The sequence below is a fragment of the Arthrobacter sp. SAFR-044 genome, from assembly GCF_059414985.1.
Genome location: NZ_JBPFDN010000004.1, coordinates 151805 through 174439, shown reverse-complemented (window position 1 = coordinate 174439; position 22635 = coordinate 151805). Strand labels below are relative to the sequence as shown.

The following is a 22635-nucleotide window of genomic DNA, read 5'->3' as shown; positions in this document are numbered from 1 at the left end:
CGGCGGCGCGGGCAACGAAATGTAGGAGGGTGCAGGCGCCAACCGGACTAGAGTAAGGAACTGGTCCTGTCAGCAACCCTCAAAAGAGGTGTTTCATGCGCGTCATCAGCTACAACCTCCGCAAGCACAACGCCAGTGGCGAGCTCCTCGCCCTGGCCCGGAACCATGACATCGATGCGCTGTGCCTCCAGGAAGTGGACGCCAGCGACCTCCCGGAAACGCTGGGTCCGCTGCACCTGGCGGATGCCACCAAGGGCAACCGGCTGGGCCTGGCCATCTACTACCGCACCAGCCGTTTCACCGCACTGGACACGCAGTCCTTCGCGCTGAAGAAATCCATGCACGACCGGGTCCTGGCCCCGGCCCATGAGCGGCTTATCGGCACCAGGGTGATGGACACCGAAACGCAGCACGAGCTGGTGATCGGTTCGTTCCATGCGGCCCCGCTGACGGCGTCGAACTCGCTGCGGCGGAAGCAGATCCATGCAGCCCACGCGGAACTGCTGAGCATGGGCAAGGGCCTGATGACCCTGATGGTGGGCGACTTCAATTACCCGTTCTTCACCAAGAACCTGGACATGCACATGAAGAACTCCGGGTACGCCCTCTCCCTGAGCAACCGGCGGACCTACACCAGGTACAAGGTGTTCAAGGGCCACTTTGACTTCGCCACGTCACTGGGCCTGGACATCGCCAGCGTGGAAACGCTGCCGCGCGGGAATTCGGACCACCTGCCCATCCTGGTGACCGCCGAATACGGCGAGGGCTACTAGCTGGAGGCTCCCCGAGGAGGCCGGCGCCGGCCTACCAGGGTTCGTCGGTGTCCAGCTGTGCCAGCAGGTCCGGCCAGGCCGCCGCGAAACCGGGGTGCAGGTCCAGGGCTTCCACCTCTGCCACCGGGATCCAGAGCAGGGCAATGCTTTCGGGGTCGCTGATCACCGGCTCGAAGGAGTTCCGTACCCGCACCACCACGGTGGTGTAGGACCAGTAGCCGTGGTCCAGGACGGAGGTGAACAGCACTTCCACGCTCTCCGACGGGACGGCTGCCTCCTCGTAGGCTTCGCGGAGGGCGCCGTCAACTGCTTCCTCGCCCTGGTGCAGGGCGCCGCCGGGCAGGCCCCAGGTTCCGCCGTTGTGGCTCCAGACCGCACGGTGCTGCAGGAGCACGCCTTTGGCGGGGTCCCAGGCAAGGACGCCGGCCGCGCCGAACCGGCCCCAGTACCGGCCGCGGTCCCCCTCCACCCACGCGTCGCCCGGGTCGCGGGGACCTGTGCGCTGCGGTGGAGTGGAGGACATGCCGGCGGCCGGAAATTGATCCATTGCTCCAGTCTGACAGGTGACGCGGCCAGTTGCAGGCCTGTCAGGTGTTGTGTGCGTGGTCGACGGCGAAATCGCCGCCGGGATACATGACGGTTTCGTGCCCGTCGTCAAAGCGGACAACGTAGGGCGGGCTTCCGCCCTCGCCACGGACCTCCAGGATCACCCCGTGCCGGTCGGAGGAACCTACCGTCCTCCCGTGCACCACGATGCGGTCGCCTTGGGCTGCCTCCATGGCAATCACCTCCCAGCCCCCAGAGTACGACTCCCCGCCGCACAGGAACAGGGCTCCGTGGCAGGATTCGGGTATGCCAATGAATCTGGTCCTGATCGCCGATACCCACGTCCCGAAACGGGCCAGGAGCTTGCCCGCGCAGGTGTGGGACGCCGTCGAACACGCGGACGTGGTGTTCCACGCGGGTGACTGGGTGGAGCCGGCACTGCTGGACGAGTTCGAACACCGGAGCAGGCGCCTGGTGGCCGTCTTTGGCAACAATGACGGCCCCGAACTGCGCCGGCGGCTGCCCGCGACTGCCACCGCAGTCCTGGATGGTGTCCGCTTTGCCATGGTCCACGAGACCGGCCAGGCGAAGGGCCGTGAACTGCGGTGCGAGGCGCTGTACTCCGACGCTGACGTCCTGGTGTTCGGCCACAGCCACATCCCCTGGGACACGGTGTCACCCAGCGGGCTGCGGCTGCTGAATCCGGGGTCGCCCACCGACCGCCGCCGCCAGCCGGCCTGCACCTACATGGAGGCCGTTGTCGACGGCGGCCACCTGGCGGACGTGCGGCTGGTGGAGGTCCACCGCGACTGACAGCACGGAACGGCTTGGCAGGGCGGGGAGCTTTTGCCTAGGCTAGGAACCGTAAGCATGCTTAGTTTTTTGGCGGTTGCCTTTCGTCGACCGCGGGCTGCTTCAAAATACGGGCGATGCACCCGCCCCTGTCCCGCACGAACAGGAGTACCACCATGACTGACCAGTACACCTTCCGTAATGCCGTGACGGCCTACGAAAAGATCTCCCCGCCCAAGCAGCACCAGCCGGAGCCGGGCCTCGATGCGGAGCTTTCGCCCAAGGCGGACCTGGGCGAAGAGACCTACCGGGGCACCGGGCGGCTGGAAGGCCGCCGGGCCATCGTGACCGGCGCGGACTCAGGCATCGGGGCGGCAACGGCGATCGCCTTCGCCAGGGAGGGCGCCGACGTCGTGCTTTCCTACCTGCCGCAGGAAGAGGAGGATGCCTCCCGCATTGCCGGAATCATTGAGGCGGCCGGCCGCAAGGCCGTCAAGGTACCGGGCGACCTCAAGGACTCCGCGGCATGCCGGGACCTGGTGGACACGGCAGTGGCGGTCCTGGGCGGGGTTGACATCCTGGTCAACAACGCAGGGAAACAGGTTGCTCAGGAGGACCTGCAGGACATCAGTGACGAGCAGTTCGACCACACCCTGAAGACCAACGTCTACGCCATGTTCTGGGTGACCAAGGCCGCGGTGCCGCATATGCCGGCCGGCTCGACCATCATCAACACCACGTCCATCCAGGCCTACAACCCGTCCCCCACCCTGGTGGACTACGCCACCACCAAGGCCAGCATCAACAACTTCACCAAGGGATTGGCCCAGCAGCTGGCGCCCAAGGGAATCCGGGTGAACGCCGTGGCGCCGGGCCCCATCTGGACGCCCCTGCAGGTCAGCAGCGGCCAGCCCAAGGAGGAGCTGCCGGAGTTCGGCCAGTCCACTCCCCTGGGCCGGGCGGGCCAGCCTGCCGAGCTCGCCCCTGCCTACGTCTTCCTGGCCTCGCCAGAGTCCAGCTACGTGGTGGGTGAGACGCTGAACGTCAATGGCGGCAGCCCCACGCCGTAGCGCGCCCCGGGCTCCCCGGACAACAGCCGGCGGTCAGCCGGCCGCGTCCTGGCCGGCCAGGAGCTCGTCAGTGGCCGGGTCCGGCTCTCCATTGAAGAACTGGGCCAGGACGGTCTTGAACACTGTTTCTCCGGGCGCCGCCCGGAGAAACAGTGTCATTGAGGAGCGGAGCTTCTTGGCGTCGATGCCGCCGAAGATCTCTTCGGCGGACTGGTCGGCGTGGTTTGCCAGGACCAGCGCGCACTCCAGGAGCCGCGGGCCCAGCACTTCATGGTCCAGATAGGCGCGGGCCTCCGCCAGGGAGGAAATGGCGTACTTTCTGGACGTGGCACTCTGCCCCAGCCCGGCGATCTGCGGGAAGACGAACCACATCCAGTGTCCGGACTTCCTGCCGACCTGCAGCTCACCCAGCGCCTGCTCATACGTTCCACCGGTGTTTTGGGCAGCAACAAAACGCTCAAGGTCAAACGGCTCATTCATGGAGATCTCCTCGGTACGTTTCCAATGGGCAAGTCCTTTTCAAGGGCAAGGGCCGCCGCCCGCAGCCGGGGATCCGGGTCTTCCTGCCACCGTGCCAGGACAACGCCCGCCCGTTGCCGTTCACGCTCCCCCAGCCCCGCCAGCAATGGGACCAGGACGTCGGCGAGAAGGGGCTCGGCCAGCTCCACTGCCTGTGCGGAGCGAAGGAAGCCCTCCAGGCGGGTCAAGTCAGAATGCCGGAGCAACTGCACCCTTGTCTGCAGGAGCACCACCGCTGCCAGGCGGCGCTCGAACACCGGCCGGGAACCGGGCCTCGGCTGACCCCATAAAGCGGAGGCCAGCATGACCGTGCCGTCATGGTCCAGGTCCTTGAATTTCCGCAGCGCATCACGGACAGTCCCGCGGACGGCCCCCACAGACGAACCATAAGAGGCCAGCATCCCTTCCAGCCGTGCCCCGACGTCGTCCGCATGGTACCAGGTGCCCTCGTTCTGCAGCGTACGGTCCACGAAATCCGCCGCCGCGGACACCACGTCCGCCGCACCCGTCATCGCCCGCGCCCGGACGCCGCGTGCAGGATGCAGAACGGGGTCCACGGCCGGGCTTCCAGCCTTCCCTCGGCGATAGGCTCCCCGCACACGGCACAGGTTCCATAGGATCCCGCCGCCAGCCGGGCAAGGGCCGCTTCAATCTGGTCCAGGCCCGCCGAACTTTGTTTCAGGAGCGCGGAGGCCTGCGAGAGTTCGAAGGCGATGGTGGCGCCCTCGGGATCGTGCTCGTCGTCGACATTGGAATCCTGGCGCGCCGAGTTCGCAGCCTCGATGTCCGCCCGCAGTGCCGGCAACAGTGCCAGGCGCCGCGCCCGCTCCTCTTCGAGCAGCGCACGGAACCGTTCGAAATCCTGCATGGAGACAGCCTAACGCGTGAGTCAGCCGGTGCCGGTTCAGGGATACCGGGTGGTTCCAGGCGGGCACGTGGGAGCGTAGCGGCAACGGGTTGCGATGGTCACAAACAGGGGCCCAGTCCCGAAGCCGACCGCCACGCGCTCAGGATGAAACAGAATTTCGTGTCCGCTTTGTTACCAGGCAGGAAGGTGAAGTATCAGCCGAGGTCGGCCCGGGAACCGGGGTAACGTCCAGACGTTTGCGCAATTCGAGAGAAGGACCTCGTATGTTATCTAAATGTGACAATGGCGTTGAGGGTGGGTTATGGTCGTCTGGTGTCCCTCTCAGACGGGACATTCCCGTCAGCATGCCGAGCCCTGCCGCTGATCATGGGATCCAACCGCTCCAGTTGGCAGGGACGGGGGAACCAAGTTTCCACGGCCACATGTTGGCCTAGGGGTTAAGTCGAAAGTCCCTCCGCTCATCGCGGAGCTGCTTCCGGCCGGGTATCTCCAGCCCGAACCCGACAGCTCACCCCGCAGGCATGGGAGAGGCGATCAACCGTGTCAAAAAATTCCATTTCAGCCCGTCACCGCGCGACTCCGGCCCGCTCCATTGTGCTCGAGGGCCTCGCCGTCACAGCCAAGTCCCAGGCCCGCTCGCTGGGCCGCCCGGCGCTCGCCGTTGCTGCAGCGTCCGGCATTGCCTTCGGAGTCGGCGCCCCGGCCCACGCAGGTGTAACCGCCCCGGACACCACTGAGCAGACCACCGTCCAGGCCGCCTCCGCACCCGTTGCCCCTGCTGCAGCCCCCGCCGCAGCGGCCGCGACTGTCCACACCGTGGTTTCGGGCGACACCCTTGGCGCTATCGCTGCGGCCTACGGCGCAGGCCTGAACGACGTCCTGTCGGCCAACGGCCTGGGACTGTCCTCGGTCATCTACCCGGGCGACCAGATCCAGATCCCCGGTGCAGGCTACACCGCAGCTCCGGCACCCGCACCCGCAGCGGCCCCCGTGCAGGCCGCAGCCGCCACCGCACCGGCGAACACCGGCATGAACATGTCCTACGCTTCCGCTACCCCCGTGGCATCAACCACCGGTACGGGCACCGGCGCAGCGATCCTCGCCTCGGCCTACGGCCAGGTGGGCGTCAAGCAGGACTGCACTGCCATGGTTGAAAAGGCGCTGCGTTCCGTCGGCAAGTCCGTGGGCGACCTTGCCCCCACCCAGTTCTTCCAGTACGGCACCGTTGTAGGCTCTCCCGCTCCCGGCGACCTGATCATCACCTCCGGCCACGTGGGCGTTTACGCGGGCAACGGCCAGGTTGTTAGCGGCGGCGTCAACGGCTTCGATACGCAAGTGCACTCCATCAGCTGGCTCGGCGGCTACTCCGCAGTACGCGTCGCCTAGTCGTCGCATTGTCCGGCGCGCTTAGCGGCGCCGACTGAAGCAGGAGGGTGGCAGCCGGGAAACCCGGCTGCCACCCTCCTGCCGTTTTGCTGAGCGGCGTCCCGCCGCGGTCAGGTCCCGCAGAAGGTCATGTAGCTGCCGAAGTCCTCGGGCGGGCCCTGCATGTAGCGTTCCAGCCCGGGCCGTTCGCTGAAAGGATCAGTGACCGCCTCCAGCAGCTGCTGCAGCGGACCCATGTCTCCGCCAGTGGCAGCGGACAGCGCCTCCTCCACAAGGTTGTTCCGGGGAATGTACGCGGGGTTTACGCTGTCCATCAGCTCCGGGTCAGGCTGGAGCGCCTGCCACCGTTCCAGCCACGCATCGAACGCGGCCAGGTCAAGGACCATGGCGCGCACGGGGCGCAGTTCCCCACGGGCTGCCTTCCCCAGGTTTCGGAAGAACAGGGTGTAGTCCACGGGACCGTCTTTCAGGATGCCGATGGCATCGTCCACCAGAGAGGAAGCAGCGGCTTCATCGCCGGTTCCCCCGCCGCTCTTCAGGCCCAGCTTGGCTGTCATTCCGCTGGTCCATGCCCGGCTGTATTGACCGCGGAAACCACGCAGCACCTCCACCGCCGGGGCAACCGCCTTCTCCTGGTCCTCATCGATGAGCGGCAGCATGGCCTCGGCGAGCCGGGCCAGGTTCCATTCGGCCAGGACTGGTTGGTTGGCGTAGGCATAGCGCCCGCCGACGTCGATGGAGCTGTAGACGGCCTCCGGATTAAAGGCGTCCATGAACGCGCACGGACCATAATCGATGGTTTCCCCGGAGATGGTCATGTTGTCCGTGTTCATGACCCCGTGCACGAATCCCACCAGCATCCACCGGGCCACCAGCTCCGCCTGGGCGGAGACGACAGAACCAAACAGTGCCAGGTAGGGGTTGGCGGCGTCAGCGGCGCGCGGGTAGTGCCTGCTGATGGCGTGGTCCGCCAGCCGTTTCAGAAGGTCCGCATTTTCGGTTGCCCGCGCGTACTGGAAGCTGCCTACGCGAAGGTGGCTGCTTGCCACCCGCGCCAGGACAGCGCCGGGCAGCATGTCATCGCGCCGGACCTGCCGCCCGGTGGCCACGACGGCGAGCGAACGGGTGGTGGGAATGTGCAGTGAGTGCATGGCCTCACTGACGATGTATTCACGCAGCATGGGCCCGACGACGGCACGGCCGTCCCCGGCACGGGCGAAAGGCGTGCGCCCCGAGCCTTTGAGGTGGACGTCCAGGAGGCGGCCGTTATGGTCCGTAACCTCCCCCAACAGCAGGGCACGTCCGTCACCGAGCAGGGGTGAGTAGCCGCCGAACTGGTGTCCGGCGTACGCCTGCGCCACGGGGGTGGCCCCGGCGGGAACGTGGTTTCCCACCAGGAGCCGCACCCCCTCAGGGCTGCGCAGGTATTGCGGGTCAAGGCCCAGGTCCATGGCCAGCTTGTCATTCAGGACGAGGAGCGCGGGGCTGGGTGCTTCCTCGGCCTGCCACGGGACGGCAAGTTCGGCCAGTTCCCGGGCAAAAAGGCCACCGAACGTGACCGTGGATTCAGCTGCTGCCGTCATGGTTTAACCCTATCGCCGTAGTGCGGACTGATGCCTCCCGTGCCGGTTGCCGGCGCCGCGGAACCGGGATCCGCTGCAGGTCGCGGGCAGTGATAACGGTAACCCCTGGAGCCCGGGCCCGCGCCTGCTCCGCCAGCAGCAGGACGTCGTCCCCGTACCGTGACGAGAAGTGGGTAAGCACCAAGGTGCGTGCCCTGCCGGACGCGGCCAACTCTCCGGCCTGCCCGGCGGTAAGGTGCAGGTATTGATGCGCCAAACCGCCGTCGTCGTCACTGAACGTTGACTCGGCAACCAGCAGGTCTGCCCCGTCTGCCAATTCCTCGGCGCCCGGGCACGGCGCGGTGTCCATGATGAAGGCGAAGCGCTGGCCCGGCCTGGGAATGCTCACGTCTTCCAGCCTGACTGCCCCGAGGACGCCATCGCGCTGCAGCCTTCCCACGTCCGGGCCTCCGATTCCTGCCGCCCGGAGCCGCTCCGGCAGGAAGGTGCGTCCGTCAGGCTCTGTAAGCAGGTAGCCGTGCGTCTCGATGCGGTGTTTCAAGGGCCGGACCTCCAGGCCCTCCGCCACGGGACCGGTGCCGGAATGCGGGTGGAGCCGCAGGTCGATGCCGGGTGAGCTGACCGCCACAAGGGCGCGGACCACCGGGTCACCGGACGCCGGATAGTGCAAATGGACAGGGTGGGCCACACCGTCAAGGGCCATCCTGGACAAGACCCCGGGCAGGCCGTAGCAATGGTCTCCGTGCACGTGGGTGAGGCAGATCCTGGTGATGTGGCTGGCCGCCACCCCGGCGTGGATCATCTGGCGCTGGGTGCCCTCGCCGGGATCGAAAAGCAGGCCCTCGCCGTCCCAGCGCAGGAAGTACCCGTTGTGGTTCCGGGTCCGGGTGGGTACCTGGGAGGCGGTGCCCAGCACCACCAGTTCACGCACCGCTGGTATCTGCCGTCCCGGAATGCAGCCCCTTGGCGTATGCGGCCTGGCCGACGTGCTGAAGGCAGTCCCCCAGGATACTGACCAGCCGTACACCAAGTGTGACCGGCGGATTCCAGTGCCTGTCCACCACGCGGTCCAGGCCCGGATCGTCGACGTCGTCCAGGACCTTCACGGTCTGCCGGTGCACGGCCTCGTAGTACTCCTGCAGGAGTTCGCGGGGCGCCCTGACGGCGTCCACCTGCTCACTGGAGTGCCCGTAGCCCGTGTCACGCTCCCCCAGCTGAAGGCCGAACCTATTAACGAACCCTTCCGCCGTCCAGACCTGTTCGAGGCCCGCAGCGGACGCAACCTGCGCATCCTCCACCCGCCCGGTGTGCCAGATCAACCACGCGATGGAGTTGCCGTTGCCGGCCGGACGGTGCTGCAGCCGCGCGGGGTCGAGCCCGTCGAGCACCTGCCGTACCAGGCCCGGGATCCGGTCAAAGGCCTCCAGCAGCAGTTCTTTGGATTGCATGGGTCTCCCTCCCCTGCCGGCCGGGCCAGTCCGGCCCGGCCGGCAGGGTTGCTAGCGTTCCAGGTCGTCAGGCTCGAACTCACTGAGCGGCGAGCCGCCAAAGTTTTCCTCGTCGTCGCTGGCGTCCGCCTCGAGGCCGGTGGGGGCTTCGCCAAAATCGACATCCGCTGCGGCTTCGCCCAGAGTAGGGGCGTCCGGAGGCACCTGCTCATCACCGGAGCGGTACCGCGCCTCGGCGGTTTCGTCCCGCAAGGTCTGGTCGCTCAGGAAGTCTTCCTCTTCACCGGAGAGGGCTTCATCCTGCAGCAACGGGTCCTCCTGCCAGCGGTCGGGGTTGTTTTCGGCGGCGCCAGGGTAGCTGTCCGGCTCCCCCGATACGGGGTCCAGTTCCAGGGACGATGCTGCGCCGGGAGTCTCGTCGAGAAGCACGTCTTCCTGCTCCACAACTTCCAGCTCATCGTCGGGGACGTTCTGTTCAGTCATGATGGTGCCTTTCTCGTTGGCCGTTGGACAGATATTAGTAAGCATACTGACGAAGCGCGGTGAATGTGAACCTTGACCAAGCATTCTGCGATTTCCCGGCTGACCACCGCTGACGTTATTCATCGCGGAAAATCAGAAGTCCAGTGCGCACCATAACCAGCGCGCACTATAAGGGGTAACAGAGACCGCAAAGACGTGCTGTTCGAGCCGGCTTCGAGCGGCAGGCAAGGAGAAAATCCATGGAACGCAATGTCCCCGCGAACGGCGGGGCGGCAGAACCGTCCGGTCCCCGGTCCCTGGCGGGAAGAATGTCCCTCCTTTTGACCGACGGCCTGGGCCGGGCAAGCATACGGGCGGTCCAGACGCTCTCCCTGCTGGCGCTCGCCTGGGCAGTGGTGACGGCGGCCACCCGGGTTCCGCTGGTCACCATCCCGGTTCTAGTGGCGATGATCCTGGCCTCGGCGATGGCTCCCGCGGTCCGCTGGCTGGCGGCCCGGGGGTGGCCCCGCGCGCTGGCCGTCCTGTCGTCTTTCCTGCTGATCCTGGCAGTAGCGGCCGGCGTCGTGGGAGGCATCATCGCACTGGTCAGGCAGCAGGCCTCCGTCCTGGCAGCGCGGGCTGAAGCAGGAGTCGGCCAACTGCAGCAATTCATCACCACCGGTCCCGTGGCGCTGACAAACGACCAGATCAATGCCGCCCGCAGCGAGTTCCAGAAATTCCTTGCAGGCGGCAGCCTGGGTGCGGACGCGCTGACAGGGCTGAGGACTGCCGGAGAGATTGCGGCCGGTTCAGTCCTGACGGCCGTCATCCTGTTCTTCTTCCTCAAAGACGGCGAGAAGATCCGGTCCTTCCTGATCGGATTCCTCCCCGCAACCCGCCAGGGCAAGGCGCGGCTCGCGGCTGAACGCAGCATAGTGGTGCTGGGCGGTTACGTCCGCGGGACGCTCATCATCGCCGCCATTGATGCCGTGCTTGTCCTGATCGGGCTCCTGGTCCTGCGGGTCCCCCTGGCAGTTCCGCTGGCCGCGGTGGTCTTCCTGGGCGGCTTCATTCCCATCATCGGTGCAACCACCGCCGGCAGCCTCGCCGTGCTGGTGGCCCTGGTGGAAAACGGTCCGGTTACCGCGCTCATTGTCCTGGTGATCCTGGTGGCCGCAAACCAGTTTGAGCACCACATCCTCCAGCCCCTGTTCATGGGCCGGGTCCTTCGGATCCACGGACTGGTCATCATCCTCGCCCTGGCCGCGGGGGCCACCCTGGCGGGCGTCATCGGTGCGCTGCTGGCGGTGCCGCTCACCGCCGTCGGCTGGACCATCTACAAGACCCTCGCGGGAAGGGACACCCCTGGACCAGGCCCCTTGCTCCGGCCGAACCGGGGGCGTAAAAGCGCCTGAACAGCGCTTCCGTGACTTTTGGCCCTACAGGGCCGCCGGAACCCGGGCCAGTCTTGAAAGGCAGGAAAACCAGTTCACGACGAGCAGGAAGTGCGGCCATGACATCCCAGAAACCCATAGGTGTGGGCACCAACGACTCCGCCCAAAGCCAGGCCGCGGTCCTGTGGGCAGCCCGCCGCGCCCACCGGGCCGGCCTGCCTCTCGTGGTCCTCCATGTGGTGGACGACCGCTGGGTTGCCGAGCCCTATCCGTGGTTCGGAACACTCCAGCAGGCGGGCGAGGAACTCCTCAAAACCGCGGCCGGCCGCCTGGAGGGGTCCGTTCCAGTCACCCCCGCCACGGAACTGCTCACCGGAAGTGTCGGCGGTTCCCTGGCCAAGTACTCCAAGAAGACCTCGATGATGGTCATTGGTTCCGGAAGCGGCCATCTCGGCGGCGCCCTTGCCGACCGCGCACTGCAGGTGGCCACCGCCGCCAAAGTACCTGTCGCCGTCGTTGGAACCCAGGACCTCGAGGGCCGGTCAGGAGTGGTGGTGGGCGTCGACGGGTCACCCGAGGCCACCCAGGCCGTTGCCTTCGCAGCCGCCGAAGCTGACCGTGAAGGAGATGAACTCACGGTGGTGTACGCCGTCAGCGTGCCGGACCCCATCATCGACGCCGGATTGACGCCGGGCGCGCTCGCGGACCTCATCGTGGATGAGGACCGGGTTGTCCTCTCCGAAACCGTGGCAGGGCTGAAGGAAGACTATCCAGACCTCACCGTGCACCAGCGGCTGGAAACTGACAAAGGCCCCGTGGACGCCCTCGTCGACGCCGCCGCAGGCGCCCGGCTCCTGGTGGTTGGCAGCCGGGGCCGGGGCGCCTTCAAACGCCTCCTGCTCGGTTCCACCGCCCACGGCGTCCTGAAGCACCTGCCCTGCCCCACCATCATCACCCGGACCCAGGCCGCCACGAACGCCATCTAGGCAGCCGCACCTGCCGCCCCTCCCACCGCCCCGCCCCGCCTCCCCGCGGAAGGTTCAAAGCCATGAAGAAGCCCGCAGCCATCATCCTGCTGATCCTCGGGATCCTGATAACGCTCCCTGGCCTGGCCGCGTTGGCGGGCGGAGCCGTGGCGTCAGCAGTCGGAACAGTCCAAGGGGACGGGTACCTGACGTCGGGCACATCGCGCTTCTCCGTCAGTTCCTTCGCCCTGACCTCGCCACGGGCGGACGCCATTGGCGAGGATGTTCCCGGCAGGCTGCCCTTCGACGTCGGCACCCTGCGGCTGCGCGTTGAATCAGTGACCCCGGACAAACCGGTGTTCATCGGCATCGGCCCGCAGGCCGACGTCGAACAGTACCTGTCAGGTGTGCACCACTCCGAGCTGCTCAACATCCGCCAGCGGCCGTTCCGTGCCGAATACCGGGACGTACCGGGCGGCAATCCGGCATCGCCACCGGCGGACCAGCGCTTCTGGACCGCTTCAGTGTCAGGCGCGGGACAGCAGGAGCTCACCTGGAACATCACGCCGGGTACCTGGGAAGTGGTGGTCATGAACGCCGATGCCTCCTCCGGAGTTGATGTCCAGGCGCAGGCCGGCTTCCGTTCGGACCTGATCCAGCCGGCAGCCACGGGCCTGTTGGTGGGAGGGATCATTGCCCTGCTGATCGGCATTCCCCTCATTATTTTTGGGGCTGCGGGCCTGGGCCGGCACGCCGCGTCCCCGGCGGGCGGCCCTGCGGGCGGCAGTACGGGGACGGGCGGTCCCCCGGTGGGCGGACCGGGGACGGGCGCGCCGCCCTCTTCGGGAGCGGCGTACCCGGGAGCGGCGTACCCGGGAGCGGCGTACCCGGGAACCGCCTATCCAGGAGCCGGCTATCCGGGGGCCGGGGCCGTCCCAGAAGCTGTTTCGCCGCCGCAGCCAACCGCCATGGTGGCTGGAGGGCGCCCCGGCTACCCCTCACGGCTCCTTGGCGACCTCGATCCCGGCCTGTCACGCTGGATGTGGCTGGTCAAGTGGTTCCTGGCCATCCCGCATTTCATCCTGCTCTTCTTCCTCTGGTTCGCGTTCGCCATCACCACCATCGTGGCGGGATTCGCCATCCTCTTCACCGGCCGGTACCCGCGGGCACTCTTCGACTTCAACGTGGGCGTCCTGCGGTGGAACTGGCGTGTCGCGTTCTACGCCTACGCCGCCGTAGGCACTGACCTCTACCCGCCATTTACGCTCAAGCGCGCCAATTACCCGGCCGATTTTGACGTGGACTACCCGCAGCGGCTCTCACGCGGGCTGGTCCTGGTGAAATGGTGGCTCCTGTCCATCCCGCACCTGCTCCTGGTTGCTGCCTTCGCAGGAAGCACGGGAACCGTGTGGCGGTGGCAGGGAGACGACAACGTCATCGGCGCCACTTACGAACGGGCATCCGGACCGTCCCTGCTGGGCCTGCTGGTCCTGATCGCGGCCGTGATCCTGCTGTTCACCGGCCGCTACCAGCGCCCGCTGTTCGATTTCATCCTGGGCATCAACCGCTGGATCTACCGCGTCCTGGTGTACACCGCCCTGATGCGGGACGAATATCCGCCGTTCCGGCTGGACCAGGGCGCCATGGAGCCGGGGTGGCCAGGAGAGCCCGTCCCGGCGGCAGGCGTTCCACCCGCCGGCGCGCCATGACCTTCGGCCCTAGCCCCGCCGCACGCCGGCAGGCAGGATGGGCGGTGACAACGCGGGTCCGACGAGGGAGCAGACATGAGCATTGCCGGGGCACCAATAACCAGGATCGTGGTCGGCGTCGACGGGTCGGAGGCGTCCGTGCAGGCACTCCGGCAGGCCCAGCGCATGGCTACTCCGTTGGGCGCCAAGGTCCAGGCCATCGCCTGCTGGGAGTACCCGCAGATGTACAGCGGCTACGTGATGATGGGCGTCGAGGGCTTCGAGGAAGGCGCCAGGAAAGTGCTGGACGATGCAATGGTGCAGGCCTTCGGAACCGAAACGCCGGCCAACGTCACCTCAACCCTTGTCCGCAGCCATCCCCGGGAGGCGCTGATCGATGCCAGCCGCGACGCCGACATGATCGTGGTGGGGCGCCGGGGGCACGGCGGGTTCGGCGGCCTGCTGCTGGGGTCGGTCAGCTCCGCCATCGTGGCGCACGCCCATTGCCCCGTCCTGGTGGTCCACTCGCCGGTGACCGAAGCCGGCGGTTCCCAGGGTTCCTGAACGGAACACCGGCCACGAGGCTACTAAACCCCGGGGCGGGTGACGCTGGTGCCGGCCAGTGAAGCACGACGGCGGGCGCCTGCCATAGCGCTCGCCGCCGCCCTGGCGGTCCTCGCCATCGTCCTTGCCCTGCTGCTTCCCGCACCCACGGCCGGGCCGCCGTCGGCCTCTCCGTCCCCGTCGCCGGCGCTTTCGTCGCCGCTCCCGGGCGCGTCCAGCCCGGGCGGGTCCCCGCCAGCGCAGGAGCCGCAGGAAACTGACACACCGGAAGCTGGCCAGACTCCGCTGGAGCCTCCCGTGACCGTGCCGCCGGTTCCTGTGCCGCCGGTCCCCGAACCGGTGCCCACCGAAGCACCTGACCAGCCACCGGCACCGGAGGAACCGGGCATTCCTGCGCAGCCGGCACCGTTTCCGGAGTCCCTCCGCGGCCAGGACCTGACGGTCGTTCCGGGTGCCGGCCGTGTTGTGGCCCTTACCTTCGACGCGGGAGCCAACGCGGCAGGACTGCCGAAGATCCTGTCCGCGCTCACCGCCCGGGGCGTTGCCGGGACCTTCTTCCTGACCGGCAACTGGGCAGCGAACAACCCGCCCGCGGTGGCACAGATCGTGGCCGCCGGGCACCGCGTGGCGAACCATTCCATGACACATCCCGGGTTCACTGGCCTGGGCGATGACCAGATCGCCCAGCAGGTGCGCGGTGCCGAGCAAACCATCCTCGCGGCCGGCGCCGACCCCAGGCCGCTGTTCCGCTTCCCGTACGGGGAACGGGACCCCCGCACCATCGCGGCGGTCAACACCCTGGGGTACGTGGCCGTAAGGTGGACCGTGGACACCTTGGGCTGGAAAGGCACCAGCGGGGGCGCCAGCGTCCAGAGTGTGGCGGACCGCGTCCAGGCAGGGCTGCAGCCGGGTGAAATCGTCCTCATGCACATCGGGTCCAACCCCGACGACGGGACCACGCTGGACGCGGACGCCCTCCCCCAGGTCATCGACCGCATCACGGCTGCAGGGTACGGTTTCACCACCCTCGACGCCCTGCTGGGTCACTGACGCGGGGCCGTGGCAGCCATGGCGAAGACCAGGCCCTTCCGGAACGGCCAGGCGAAGGCCCGGCGGCCGGATCCGCCCGGAACCGGCCGCCGGTCCGTAAGCGCCAACGATCCGGCCCACCATGGACTCCCTGTCCATGAGGTAGTCCTGCTGCTGGAAACGGATGCCGCCAAGGGCTTGGGCCAGGACGAGGTGGAGCGCCGCCGCACCCAGTTCGGTGCCAACGAACTGCCCCGGTCACGCAGCGGGGGCATCGCCCGCAAACTCGGACGCCAGTTCAACAACCCGCTGGTTTACGTCCTGCTGGCCGCCGCCGTGGTCACCGTATTCCTGGGCGAGTTCCTGGATTCCGCCGTCATCCTCGCGGTGGTCCTGGTCAACACGCTGATCGGATTCATCCAGGAGGTCCGGGCCGAAGCGGCCCTTGACGCCCTCCACTCACTGGTCCGCACGCATGCCGCCGTGATGCGCGGCGGTGAACGGAAGCATATCCCCTCCGAAGACCTGGTCCCCGGGGACCTTGTCCTGCTCGAAGCCGGCGACAAGGTGCCGGCGGACCTTCGACTGGTCCGCCTGTCCGCCCTCCGGGTGGACGAATCCGCGCTGACCGGAGAGTCCGACCCCGTCGCCAAGGACGAGGTGGTGCTGCCCCGGATCACGCCTGTGGCGGACCGGAGGAACATGCTGTACAGCGGCACCCTGGTGACCGCGGGCACCGGCGCAGGAATCGTCGTGGCCATCGGCGGCGAAACCGAACTTGGCGAGATCCACCGCCTCATGGGTGCGGTCCGGCCCGTCGCCACGCCGCTGACCCTGAAACTGGCCCGGTTCAGCACCACGCTCACCGCAGCCATCCTGGGCCTCGCCGCCGTGGCGTTCCTCGCCGGCCTGGCACATGGCGAGCAACCGGGGCAAATGTTCACTGCCGCCGTCGCCCTGGCCGTGGGAGCCATCCCTGAAGGACTTCCCGCCGCCGTGACGGTCACGCTTGCCATCGGCGTCCGGCGCATGGCCCGGCGCCGCGCCGTGGTCCGCCGGCTGCCCGTGGTGGAAACGCTGGGCAGCACCACGGTGATCTGCTCGGACAAGACAGGCACCTTCACCGAGAACCAGATGACGGTCCGTGCCCTGTGGACACCCACCGGCCTGTACGACGTCACGGGCTCCGGCTACGGTCCGGACGGACACATCACCCCGTCCGCCGCGCAGCACCCGGGCGGCCGGAACCTGCCCGCGGCGCCGCCACGTCCCCACGATGCTGCGCTGCATTGGTCCCTGTTGGGCGGTGCAGCCTGCAACGACGCCAGCGTGCACAGGGAGGGGTCCGGCTGGCAGGTGCGCGGCGATCCGACCGAGGCCGCGATGCTGGTGGCGGCGGGGAAAGGCGGCATCAGGGTGCAGGCTTTCCTGGCAGCCAACCCGCGGCAGGAGGAGCTGCCGTTTACGTCCGAGCGGCAGTTCATGGCCACGCTGCACGCTTCGACGCTCCCGGAGGGCGGCGCCATCGTGTTTGTCAAAGGCGCTGTCGAACGGGTCCTGGAACTCTGCTCCCACGAAATGGACCTGCAGGGCGCCGGCAGGCCCGTTCGCAGGCACAGTGCGCTCGGTGCCGCCCACGCGCTCGCAGACAAAGGGCTCCGGGTCCTTGCCACGGCCATGCTGAGCCTTCCCGCCGGCTCCCGCCCCCTCTCCGCGACAGAGCTGCGCGGCCGGATGACCCTGACCGGGCTTCACGCCATGCACGACCCGCCGCGGGAAGCAGCCGCGGCATCGGTGAAGGCCTGCCAGCGCGCCGGCGTGGGCGTGAAGATGATTACCGGGGACCATGTACGCACGGCGGTGACCGTTGCCGCCGCAGTAGGACTGGCCGCTGACAGGGCCGCCGGGACAGCCCTGACCGGCGCGGAGCTGGATGCCATCCCGGCGGAAAAGTTTCCGGATGCCGTGGAGCGGGCCACGGTCTTCGCCCGGGTATCGCCGGAACAGAAGCTTCGCCTCATCGATGCCCTGCAATCCCGGGGACATGTGGCCGCCATGACCGGGGACGGCGTCAACGACGCGCCTGCCCTTCGCCAGGCAAACGTAGGCATTTCCATGGGACGCAGCGGAACGGAAGTTGCCAAGGAGGCATCGGACATCGTCCTGACCGATGACGACTTTGCCACCATCGAGGCAGCCGTCGAGGAAGGCCGGAACGTCTTCGACAACCTGACCAAGTTCATCGTCTGGACCCTGCCGACCAACATGGCCGAAGGGCTGGTCATCCTCGTGGCCATCCTGCTGGGGGCCACGCTGCCCATCCTGCCCACCCAGATCCTCTGGATCAACATGACCACCGCCGTTGCCCTTGGACTGATGCTCGCCTTCGAGCCAAAGGAACCAGGGCTGATGTCCCGTCCGCCGCGAGCACCGGACCGCCCCCTGCTGACCTGGGCACTCACCGTGCGGGTCCTCCTCGTTTCAGTCCTCCTGGTGGCCGGGGCGTGGTGGCTCTTTGAACACGAGGTGTCCGTCGGTGCATCTGTTGCCCAGGCCCGTACTTCCGCCGTCAACCTGTTCGTGGCCGTGGAAATCTTTTACCTCTTCAGCTGCCGGTCCCTGACCCGGCCGGCCTGGCGCATCGGACCGTTCGGCAACCGCTGGCTGCTCCTCGGCGTCGTGGTCCAGGCGGCCGGCCAACTGGCCCTCACCTACACACCGCTGATGAACGAACTCTTCCACACCGCCCCCATCGGCGTGGACGCGTGGCTGCGCATCTTCGGCCTGGCCCTGCTCGCGTCCCTGGCCGTCGCCGTGGACAAGCGACTGCGGCGCAGCGGCTTTTAGTATCCCCAACTGGCCAGGCAGCCAAGGGCTGAAACGGGACCAATGACTCTCCCCCCGGCTCCGGCTGGGACCAATACTGGAACCGAAAGCGGACGGCTGGCGCCTGCCTTCATTGGGACCGGAGGTCGTGGAAGTGTACGGCTGGAACGATGGCATGGGCCTGTGGGGCTATGTCCTGATGAGCATCAGCATGGTGGTGGTCTGGGGAGCAATCATCACCGGCATTGTGCTGCTGGCCCGTTCCCTGCGGGCACCCTCCCCGTACAGTACCCACCCCCAGTCCCCCCGGGTGGCAGAAGACGTACTGGCTGAGCGTTTCGCCCGCGGAGAGATCGACGCCGCGGAGTACCAGAACAGGCTGGCTGTCCTGCGCGGCCAGCCGGGTACCTGAGTTCGTGGCGTCCGAAGGCAAGGGACAGTGGGGTGCGGCCATGCCACTCTCTGAATTCGAGAAACGCGAACTCGACCTGATCAGCCACGGACTGGAAATGGAAGATCCCAGGCTGGCGGCCCTGCTGAACAAGGACGCCTTTGCGTCGTCACTGCGTACCCGCTTCCGGCGGGGCCTCGTCCTGGTCGCAGCGGGCGCCTGCGTACTGCTCCTGGGGCTGGTGGTCCGGGTCCCCTTGCTGGGAATCGCGGGCTTTGCCGTCATGAACGGGGCGGCCTACTGGGCAATCAAGGACCTCCGCTGGTCCCTCCGCAACACCAACCGGCACGTCACCCAACTGGAAGGCAACAACGAATGAACGAGCTGCAGGGAACCGGTAAAGATGCCTCCGCAGAGTCGCGGGCACTGCAAGCCGTCGAGGCGCACCATGCCGACATGCTGCGGCACCTGAACGGGCTGGTGGGCCTGCTGACAGAGGCCGTGGAATCGCGCGATCCCAGCGCGGAGGAATCGCAGGCGGCCCTGCTGGACTGGTGCGACAAGGAGCTGGTGCCGCACGCGCTGGCAGAAGAGGGCCCCCTCTACAGCGGGCCGCACGGCACGCCGGAGGCCCGGCTGCTGGTGGACGGCATGCTGGCCGAGCACAAGGTCATCGTGGGCCTGGTCGATGAGCTCAGGACGGCCGATGGCGTTGCTGCGGCGGTGGCCGCGGGCGCCATCCAGCGGATCTTTGCCCTCCACCTGGACAAGGAGAACCGGCTCCTGATGCCGTTCATCGTCGAATCCCCCGGCCTGTCACTCGCCCACGCTGTCGAAGGACTACACCAACTGGTGGGAGAAGGCGCGGCCCACCATCATGGGGCGGGCCACCACGGGCACTAGGAGCGGCAAGCGATCGGACGACGGCGGCGGGCCGGGTTTCAGAGCCAGGGCCCGGCAGCGTGGGGGCAGGTTCGCGAGCGTCAAGGCACAGCAGCGGACTGGGCCTGCGCGGCATCATCCGCAGCTCCCGACTCCGGGGCGTGCACCACCAGCACGGGGCAGTGTGCGTGGCTCACGCACGCCGAACTGACCGATCCGGGAACGAAGTTCCCGTGCCCCCTCCTGCCGACGATCAGCAGCGACGCGTTGCGGCTGGCATCGATGAGCGCGGGACCGGGCCTGCCCCGCACCAGGCGGGGGTGCACGAAGGCCGGTACCTCACCGAAAGCGTCCGACAGCGTCTGCTGGAGTACATGGTCGGCAGCATATTTGAAGCCCTCGATCCCCACGGCCAGGTACACCCCGTAGCCGGCTGGAACGTCCCAGCATGCCCAGGCCTCCACGGGTGCCGCCAGCGGCTCCGACAGGGCCCTGGCCACCCGCAGCGCGGCGATGGATGCCTCGGATCCGTCCACCCCCACAATGATCCTGGGACGCTGACCGGAGCCGGGCACCGCTGCCCCGTTCCGTGCTGTTGCCACGTTGCCTCCTGTTGCTGTCCCCCCTCAGCGTGCACCGGAACCGCTGCGGGCAACAGGGCCAAAGGTCATCACGGGAGAACCAGTACCTCCGCGCCGAGCACAACACCGGCGGCGACATGGGCGCCGGGCGGACTTTGGTCCCTTCCGGCATAACGCCGGACACGTAACAATGGGACCAGGCCCTTCCCGGGGGCCGCCCCGCGCCCAGCGGGGATTCGGTGGTGACGATCTTGGGAGCGTTCAGTGCAAATGCATGAAACTCGGGCTGATGAAGCGGCAGGATCTTCCGGGCAGGTCCGCGTTTTCATCCTTGATGACCACGAACTCGTCCGGCAGGGGCTGAAGGACCTGCTGGAAGGCGAAGGGTTCCTTGTGGTGGGCGAAAGCGGATCGGCGGCCGAGGCCACGCGACGCATTCCCGCCCTGCATCCTGATATCGCCATCCTCGACGGCCGGCTGCCGGACGGCACGGGAATTGAGGTCTGCCGGGATGTGCGCTCGCTTGATCCCCGCCTGCGCTGCCTGATCCTCACCAGTTACGACGACGAACAAGCCCTTCGTGGCGCGGTCCTGGCCGGCGCATCCGGGTACATCCTGAAACAAATCAGGAGTGATGACCTCCTTGCCGGTATCCGGAGGGCTGCTGCGGGCGAATCCCTTTTTGATCCGGGAGTCGAGCAGCAGATCCTCGCAGGGCTGTCCACGGCACCCACCGACCCACGGCTGGAAGGCTTGAGTGCGCAGGAGAAAAAGGTGCTGGCCCTGATCGGACAGGGGTTGACCAACCGCCAGATTGGCGATGACCTGTTCCTGGCGGAGAAGACCGTGAAGAATTACGTTTCGTCCATCCTGGCCAAGCTGGGCTTCGAGCGTCGGACGCAGGCCGCCGTGTACGTCACCAAGAGCTCTGCGGACTCTGCCTGATCCCCTCCTTCCCGGGCTACGTGAGCGGGACGGACCACTTCACGCAGGTGCCCCCGCCGGGGACGCTGTCGATGGTGCAGCTGCCCCCCAGTTGCCCGGCGCGGTGGCGCATGTTCGCCAGGCCGCTGATATGCACGGGTTCGGCGAAGCCCTGGCCGTTGTCGCTGACCAGAAGCTGCACCTGGTCCTGGCCCACGGCCACCGAGACCTGGATTTCCTCACTGCCGGAATGCCGCAAGGCATTGCTGAGTCCCTCAGACGCCACCGACAGCAGGTGGACAGCCACGTCTTCCCCGATCGAATCCACCGGTCCATCCAGGGACACCTTGGGCGTGACGGCGTAGCTGCGGGAACTCTCCCGGACCACGCGCAGTATGCGGCCCGTCAGCGGCTCCCGTTCCTCGTCCGCGGTCCTGAGCGAGTAGATGGTGTCCCGCAGCTTGCGGATGGTGTCGTCGAGTTCCGTGGTGACTGCGGCGATCCGCTCGTGTGCTACCGGGTCCATGGTGTAGCGGCGCAGGCTCTGGATGCTGAGCCCGGCAGCAAATAAGCGTTGGATGACCAGGTCATGAAGGTCCCGGGCAATCCGTTCCCGGTCGGTGAAAAGGAGGTTCTGTTCGCGCAGGGCGTTCACCCGCGCCAGATCCAGTGCCAGCCCAATCCGGCTCCCGAAGATGGCACTGGATTCCGCCTCCGCCTGGGTGAACACAGGGCCTCCCTGGGCGCGCGCCAGCAGGAGAACACCGTTGGCGCCGGAACTGTGCCCCAGCGAACACACCAGCACTGAGCCCAGCTTCTCCGCCATCGCGTCTTCGAAAACCTGCCGCGGGTCCCGTGCCACGAAAGACCCCCCGTTCTGGATGACACCGGAGACCGCACTGGAGGCCAGTAGTTCGTGGCCTGCCTGCAGGCCCTGGATGCCCACGCATGACCTGCACCGCAGCGCTCCATCGCCCGCCGGCACGGCTATCACACCAAGCGCCGAATCGGACACCTTCAAGGCGGTGTCGGCAACGGCGTCCAGGTTGTCCGCCTCACCCGGTTGGGACGTCATGATCAGCCGGCCGCTCAGCTCCATGCCCGCCTCCAGCCATCTCTGCCGACGGCTGCTGTTTTCAAAAAGGCGGGCGTTCTGGATTGCAACCCCGGCCGCGGCTGCCAAGGCAACGGCAAGGCCTTCATCCTCCACGGTGAAGTCCTGCCCGCCCTGCTTCTCGGTCAGGTAGAGGTTTCCGAAGACTTCGTCCCGAACGCGGACGGGCACGCCCAGGAACGTCCTCATGGGCGGGTGGTTGGGAGGAAAACCGGAGGTGATGGGATGCCGGCCGAGGTCATGGAGACGCAGCGGCTTTGGTTCGCGGATGAGCAGGCCCAGGACGCCGTTGCCGGTGGGCAGCTCGCCGATGGAACGGATGCCCTGTTCATCGATGCCCACAGTGATGAAGTGGCTCAGCCGCCGGTCCTCCCCGATGACGCCCAAAGCTCCGTACCTGGCGCCCACCAGCGCGCAGGCGGACCGCACCAGACGGTCCAGGACCGCTTCCAGGCTTAGGTCCTCGGCAAGGGCCACCACCGCAGCCAACAAGCCGTTGATCCGTTCCTGGTCATCCGGCAGTTCGTCTCCCCGGACGGCGAAGTCCCGCAGCAGATCCTCCACCCCGTCCTTCATTGGAGAATGCCAAGACTGCTCAGTGCTCACGTCCCACCTCCTGCGGCAGGAACCTGCGGCGCTGCGGATCCCTGGCGCGGTCTAAATGCCCGAAACGGAAGTGCCGGCCTCCGCCCCCAATACCGCCTCCACATGAGCATGAAGACGCTTCTACTCAATGGTAGGAGAGCACGGCGGAAAATACCCTCAGTAACCTTGGTATCGCGCGGGGGCGCGGTTGCGCGGGACCTTCTTCCCTATCCGCGGCGCATTGC

At 67.3% G+C, this 22635-nt stretch carries 25 protein-coding genes and 1 riboswitch; of the genes, 14 read left to right on the top strand and 11 right to left on the bottom strand.

From position 1 onward, the window contains the following. Positions 1-95 precede the first annotated feature (95 nt). Entirely contained in the window at positions 96-773 is a 678-nt protein-coding gene (locus ACR65J_RS08160; protein WP_440167672.1) for an endonuclease/exonuclease/phosphatase family protein, read from the top strand. 31 nt (positions 774-804) lie between these two features. Here ACR65J_RS08160 and ACR65J_RS08155 read toward each other — a convergent pair whose 3' ends face one another. Then, entirely contained in the window at positions 805-1320 is a 516-nt protein-coding gene (locus ACR65J_RS08155; protein ID WP_440167670.1) for an NUDIX domain-containing protein, read from the bottom strand. 40 nt (positions 1321-1360) lie between these two features. Next, on the bottom strand, positions 1361-1552 hold the full coding sequence (locus ACR65J_RS08150; protein WP_440167669.1) for a DUF1918 domain-containing protein: 192 nt from the start codon (positions 1550-1552) through the stop codon (positions 1361-1363). 73 nt (positions 1553-1625) lie between these two features. On the opposite strand from ACR65J_RS08150, the gene ACR65J_RS08145 reads away from it, so the two are divergent. Together ACR65J_RS08145 and ACR65J_RS08140 are read left to right on the top strand one after the other, a co-directional pair. Next, positions 1626-2132, top strand: coding sequence for a metallophosphoesterase family protein (locus ACR65J_RS08145; protein ID WP_440167668.1), 507 nt, complete (start codon positions 1626-1628; stop codon positions 2130-2132). 155 nt (positions 2133-2287) lie between these two features. Continuing rightward, entirely contained in the window at positions 2288-3181 is an 894-nt protein-coding gene (locus ACR65J_RS08140; RefSeq protein ID WP_440167666.1) for a glucose 1-dehydrogenase, read from the top strand. Positions 3182-3214: 33 nt separating this feature from the next. Here the strand turns inward: ACR65J_RS08140 and ACR65J_RS08135 are convergent, their stop codons facing one another. The 3 genes from ACR65J_RS08135 to ACR65J_RS08125 are packed head-to-tail and all read right to left on the bottom strand — an operon-like array spanning position 3215 to position 4568. Further along, positions 3215-3661, bottom strand: a complete 447-nt coding sequence (locus tag ACR65J_RS08135) for a DUF1810 domain-containing protein (protein WP_440167665.1) — start codon at positions 3659-3661, stop codon at positions 3215-3217. After that, positions 3658-4212 (bottom strand): DNA alkylation repair protein, encoded by a 555-nt coding sequence (locus ACR65J_RS08130; RefSeq protein ID WP_440168008.1) that lies wholly within the window; start codon positions 4210-4212, stop codon positions 3658-3660. Before ACR65J_RS08130 ends, ACR65J_RS08135 begins: the two co-directional genes overlap by 4 nt. Continuing rightward, positions 4209-4568: a TraR/DksA family transcriptional regulator gene (locus ACR65J_RS08125; RefSeq protein WP_440167664.1), complete on the bottom strand. Its 360-nt coding sequence runs from the start codon at positions 4566-4568 to the stop codon at positions 4209-4211. Before ACR65J_RS08125 ends, ACR65J_RS08130 begins: the two co-directional genes overlap by 4 nt. Before the next feature lie 365 nt (positions 4569-4933). Then, positions 4934-5105, top strand: a riboswitch (cyclic di-AMP (ydaO/yuaA leader). A 3-nt stretch (positions 5106-5108) separates the two neighbouring features. On the opposite strand from ACR65J_RS08125, the gene ACR65J_RS08120 reads away from it, so the two are divergent. Then, positions 5109-5954, top strand: coding sequence for a LysM peptidoglycan-binding domain-containing protein (locus ACR65J_RS08120; protein WP_440167663.1), 846 nt, complete (start codon positions 5109-5111; stop codon positions 5952-5954). Between the two features lie 110 nt (positions 5955-6064). Here the strand turns inward: ACR65J_RS08120 and ACR65J_RS08115 are convergent, their stop codons facing one another. The 4 genes from ACR65J_RS08115 to ACR65J_RS08100 are packed head-to-tail and all read right to left on the bottom strand — an operon-like array spanning position 6065 to position 9468. Continuing rightward, complete coding sequence (locus tag ACR65J_RS08115) at positions 6065-7537, bottom strand: protein adenylyltransferase SelO (protein WP_440167661.1); 1473 nt, start codon at positions 7535-7537, stop codon at positions 6065-6067. After that, positions 7521-8468, bottom strand: coding sequence for a ribonuclease Z (locus ACR65J_RS08110; protein ID WP_440167659.1), 948 nt, complete (start codon positions 8466-8468; stop codon positions 7521-7523). Before ACR65J_RS08110 ends, ACR65J_RS08115 begins: the two co-directional genes overlap by 17 nt. Further along, the gene (locus tag ACR65J_RS08105) at positions 8461-8985 is read right to left on the bottom strand and encodes a mycothiol transferase (RefSeq protein ID WP_440167658.1); all 525 of its coding nucleotides are present in this window, start codon (positions 8983-8985) and stop codon (positions 8461-8463) included. Before ACR65J_RS08105 ends, ACR65J_RS08110 begins: the two co-directional genes overlap by 8 nt. Positions 8986-9036: 51 nt before the next feature. Beyond that, on the bottom strand, positions 9037-9468 hold the full coding sequence (locus ACR65J_RS08100; protein WP_440167657.1) for a hypothetical protein: 432 nt from the start codon (positions 9466-9468) through the stop codon (positions 9037-9039). A 239-nt stretch (positions 9469-9707) separates the two neighbouring features. On the opposite strand from ACR65J_RS08100, the gene ACR65J_RS08095 reads away from it, so the two are divergent. The 9 genes from ACR65J_RS08095 (at position 9708) to ACR65J_RS08055 (ending at position 19207) form a co-directional block, all read left to right on the top strand. Then, on the top strand, positions 9708-10862 hold the full coding sequence (locus ACR65J_RS08095) for an AI-2E family transporter (protein ID WP_440167656.1): 1155 nt from the start codon (positions 9708-9710) through the stop codon (positions 10860-10862). A 98-nt stretch (positions 10863-10960) separates the two neighbouring features. Further along, positions 10961-11827 carry a universal stress protein gene (locus tag ACR65J_RS08090; protein ID WP_440167654.1) on the top strand — a complete coding sequence of 289 codons (867 nt, stop codon included), beginning with the start codon at positions 10961-10963 and terminating at the stop codon, positions 11825-11827. Positions 11828-11889: 62 nt separating this feature from the next. Then, positions 11890-13515, top strand: coding sequence for a DUF4389 domain-containing protein (locus ACR65J_RS08085; RefSeq protein WP_440167653.1), 1626 nt, complete (start codon positions 11890-11892; stop codon positions 13513-13515). Positions 13516-13590: 75 nt separating this feature from the next. After that, positions 13591-14058, top strand: coding sequence for a universal stress protein (locus tag ACR65J_RS08080; protein ID WP_440167651.1), 468 nt, complete (start codon positions 13591-13593; stop codon positions 14056-14058). 48 nt (positions 14059-14106) lie between these two features. Further along, a complete protein-coding gene (locus ACR65J_RS08075) occupies positions 14107-15108 on the top strand; it encodes a polysaccharide deacetylase family protein (RefSeq protein ID WP_440167649.1) in 1002 nt (333 codons plus the stop codon). An 18-nt stretch (positions 15109-15126) separates the two neighbouring features. Continuing rightward, the gene (locus ACR65J_RS08070) at positions 15127-17934 is read left to right on the top strand and encodes an HAD-IC family P-type ATPase (protein WP_440167647.1); all 2808 of its coding nucleotides are present in this window, start codon (positions 15127-15129) and stop codon (positions 17932-17934) included. Between the two features lie 127 nt (positions 17935-18061). Then, the gene (locus ACR65J_RS08065; protein WP_440167645.1) at positions 18062-18325 is read left to right on the top strand and encodes an SHOCT domain-containing protein; all 264 of its coding nucleotides are present in this window, start codon (positions 18062-18064) and stop codon (positions 18323-18325) included. A 40-nt stretch (positions 18326-18365) separates the two neighbouring features. Further along, positions 18366-18683, top strand: coding sequence for a DUF3040 domain-containing protein (locus ACR65J_RS08060; RefSeq protein ID WP_440167643.1), 318 nt, complete (start codon positions 18366-18368; stop codon positions 18681-18683). Continuing rightward, on the top strand, positions 18680-19207 hold the full coding sequence (locus tag ACR65J_RS08055) for a hemerythrin domain-containing protein (RefSeq protein WP_440167642.1): 528 nt from the start codon (positions 18680-18682) through the stop codon (positions 19205-19207). Before ACR65J_RS08060 ends, ACR65J_RS08055 begins: the two co-directional genes overlap by 4 nt. Before the next feature lie 80 nt (positions 19208-19287). Here the strand turns inward: ACR65J_RS08055 and ACR65J_RS08050 are convergent, their stop codons facing one another. Continuing rightward, positions 19288-19788, bottom strand: coding sequence for a universal stress protein (locus ACR65J_RS08050; RefSeq protein WP_440167640.1), 501 nt, complete (start codon positions 19786-19788; stop codon positions 19288-19290). 249 nt (positions 19789-20037) lie between these two features. Here ACR65J_RS08050 and ACR65J_RS08045 point away from each other — a divergent pair, with 249 nt between their 5' ends. Continuing rightward, entirely contained in the window at positions 20038-20712 is a 675-nt protein-coding gene (locus ACR65J_RS08045; protein WP_440167638.1) for a response regulator, read from the top strand. Positions 20713-20728: 16 nt separating this feature from the next. Here ACR65J_RS08045 and ACR65J_RS08040 read toward each other — a convergent pair whose 3' ends face one another. Beyond that, entirely contained in the window at positions 20729-22381 is a 1653-nt protein-coding gene (locus ACR65J_RS08040) for a GAF domain-containing sensor histidine kinase (protein ID WP_440168006.1), read from the bottom strand. Between the last annotated feature and the right edge of the window lie 254 nt (positions 22382-22635).

What these genes read in the sequence shown, in the direction of transcription:
- ACR65J_RS08160 (WP_440167672.1), top strand. Translation starts at nt 96, where the DNA reads ATGCGCGTCATCAGCTACAACCTCCGCAAGCACAACGCCAGTGGCGAG.
- ACR65J_RS08155 (WP_440167670.1), bottom strand. Translation starts at nt 1,320, where the DNA reads ATGGATCAATTTCCGGCCGCCGGCATGTCCTCCACTCCACCGCAGCGC.
- ACR65J_RS08150 (WP_440167669.1), bottom strand. Translation starts at nt 1,552, where the DNA reads ATGGAGGCAGCCCAAGGCGACCGCATCGTGGTGCACGGGAGGACGGTA.
- ACR65J_RS08145 (WP_440167668.1), top strand. Translation starts at nt 1,626, where the DNA reads ATGCCAATGAATCTGGTCCTGATCGCCGATACCCACGTCCCGAAACGG.
- ACR65J_RS08140 (WP_440167666.1), top strand. Translation starts at nt 2,288, where the DNA reads ATGACTGACCAGTACACCTTCCGTAATGCCGTGACGGCCTACGAAAAG.
- ACR65J_RS08135 (WP_440167665.1), bottom strand. Translation starts at nt 3,661, where the DNA reads ATGAATGAGCCGTTTGACCTTGAGCGTTTTGTTGCTGCCCAAAACACC.
- ACR65J_RS08130 (WP_440168008.1), bottom strand. Translation starts at nt 4,212, where the DNA reads ATGACGGGTGCGGCGGACGTGGTGTCCGCGGCGGCGGATTTCGTGGAC.
- ACR65J_RS08125 (WP_440167664.1), bottom strand. Translation starts at nt 4,568, where the DNA reads ATGCAGGATTTCGAACGGTTCCGTGCGCTGCTCGAAGAGGAGCGGGCG.
- ACR65J_RS08115 (WP_440167661.1), bottom strand. Translation starts at nt 7,537, where the DNA reads ATGACGGCAGCAGCTGAATCCACGGTCACGTTCGGTGGCCTTTTTGCC.
- ACR65J_RS08105 (WP_440167658.1), bottom strand. Translation starts at nt 8,985, where the DNA reads ATGCAATCCAAAGAACTGCTGCTGGAGGCCTTTGACCGGATCCCGGGC.
- ACR65J_RS08100 (WP_440167657.1), bottom strand. Translation starts at nt 9,468, where the DNA reads ATGACTGAACAGAACGTCCCCGACGATGAGCTGGAAGTTGTGGAGCAG.
- ACR65J_RS08095 (WP_440167656.1), top strand. Translation starts at nt 9,708, where the DNA reads ATGGAACGCAATGTCCCCGCGAACGGCGGGGCGGCAGAACCGTCCGGT.
- ACR65J_RS08090 (WP_440167654.1), top strand. Translation starts at nt 10,961, where the DNA reads ATGACATCCCAGAAACCCATAGGTGTGGGCACCAACGACTCCGCCCAA.
- ACR65J_RS08085 (WP_440167653.1), top strand. Translation starts at nt 11,890, where the DNA reads ATGAAGAAGCCCGCAGCCATCATCCTGCTGATCCTCGGGATCCTGATA.
- ACR65J_RS08080 (WP_440167651.1), top strand. Translation starts at nt 13,591, where the DNA reads ATGAGCATTGCCGGGGCACCAATAACCAGGATCGTGGTCGGCGTCGAC.
- ACR65J_RS08070 (WP_440167647.1), top strand. Translation starts at nt 15,127, where the DNA reads ATGGCGAAGACCAGGCCCTTCCGGAACGGCCAGGCGAAGGCCCGGCGG.
- ACR65J_RS08060 (WP_440167643.1), top strand. Translation starts at nt 18,366, where the DNA reads ATGCCACTCTCTGAATTCGAGAAACGCGAACTCGACCTGATCAGCCAC.
- ACR65J_RS08055 (WP_440167642.1), top strand. Translation starts at nt 18,680, where the DNA reads ATGAACGAGCTGCAGGGAACCGGTAAAGATGCCTCCGCAGAGTCGCGG.
- ACR65J_RS08045 (WP_440167638.1), top strand. Translation starts at nt 20,038, where the DNA reads ATGCATGAAACTCGGGCTGATGAAGCGGCAGGATCTTCCGGGCAGGTC.
- ACR65J_RS08040 (WP_440168006.1), bottom strand. Translation starts at nt 22,381, where the DNA reads ATGAAGGACGGGGTGGAGGATCTGCTGCGGGACTTCGCCGTCCGGGGA.